The sequence below is a fragment of the Pseudomonas sp. EGD-AK9 genome, assembly GCF_000465935.2.
Lineage (GTDB): Bacteria > Pseudomonadota > Gammaproteobacteria > Pseudomonadales > Pseudomonadaceae > Aquipseudomonas.
This window is the reverse complement of the sequence record NZ_AVOF01000639.1, coordinates 1-1,038: the sequence shown is the minus strand read 5'-3', so window position 1 is coordinate 1,038 and position 1,038 is coordinate 1. Positions and strand designations below refer to the sequence as shown.

Genomic DNA, 1,038 nt, shown 5'->3' with positions numbered 1-1,038 from the left:
ATCACCCGGCCGTCCAGCGGATGGCGCACCACCGCGGCCAGCGCCGAGGTGCCCAGCGAAGCGCTCTCCACCACCCAGGCGTACCCCTTCTCGCGGGCCAGGGCCAGGCGTTCGAGCAGCTCCTGCTCGCTGCGCGGCGCGTTGGGGCCGAACTCGGCCGGGTCGGCGATGCCCTGGCGCGCCACCAGCGCCAGCGCCTGCTCATCGCTCATGCTGGCCAGCCAGGCATGCCCGGAGGCGGTGTAGAACAGCGGCGCGTCGCGGCCCATGTCCGGGTCGTAGCGCAGGCCGGAGCGGGCGCCCTGGCTCTTGGCGATCCAGGTCTGTCGCTCGCCGTCGATCACCCCCAGGCGCACCAGCTCGCCGCTGTCCTCGGCCAGGCGGTCGAGGATCGGCTGCACCACGTCGGCGCCGCTGCTGGCCAGGTAGCGAAAGCCCAGCGCCACCAGCTTGGTCGACAGTCGATAGCGGCTGGTCTGCGCGTCCTGGCGCACGTAGCCGAGGCGGATCAGTTCGGCGAGCATGCGGTGGGTGGCGCTCTTGGGGATGTCCAGCTCGTCGGCCAGGCTCTGCATGGGCAGGCCGCGGGCGTCGCGGGTGAGGCTTTCGAGGAGGCTGAGCGCGCGTTCGATCTGACTGCCGGCCATGGGAGATCCCTGCTGAATTTGCCGCGATTCTAGGAGACAGCGACCACCGGAGGCGAGCCCCAGGCTGGATGAGAATCGGCAGACGGGCGATACTGCCCACGCCACGACGAATGTACTAACCGGTTCGTTCTTGTTCGGTTATCGAACAGAACCCGGTTTGGCGAATTGAAATGGCCAGGGGGTCGGCCCACTATTTCGAGCACGCCCTGAAGCGAAGTCGTTTTCTGCCTGCTGCCATCCGACTTCGAAAACTCAGTAGCCAATAAATATAAAAAGGTCGATTGCCATGTCACAGCCCATGCACCTGCGTGCCCCGGCAACCCCCGCAACCGCGCCGGTCGTTGCCCACTCCTCCAGCCTCGCGCTCGACGGCCGCGCCTCCCCGTCGCCC

1 protein-coding gene is annotated in these 1,038 nt (G+C 67.8%); it reads right to left on the bottom strand.

Annotated elements, in window-relative coordinates; translation table 11 throughout:
• Window positions 1-647 (bottom strand): IclR family transcriptional regulator (locus N878_RS21970; protein WP_021445677.1); only part of this gene is annotated, 647 nt, incomplete at its 3' end.
• Window positions 648-1,038 lie beyond the last annotated feature (391 nt).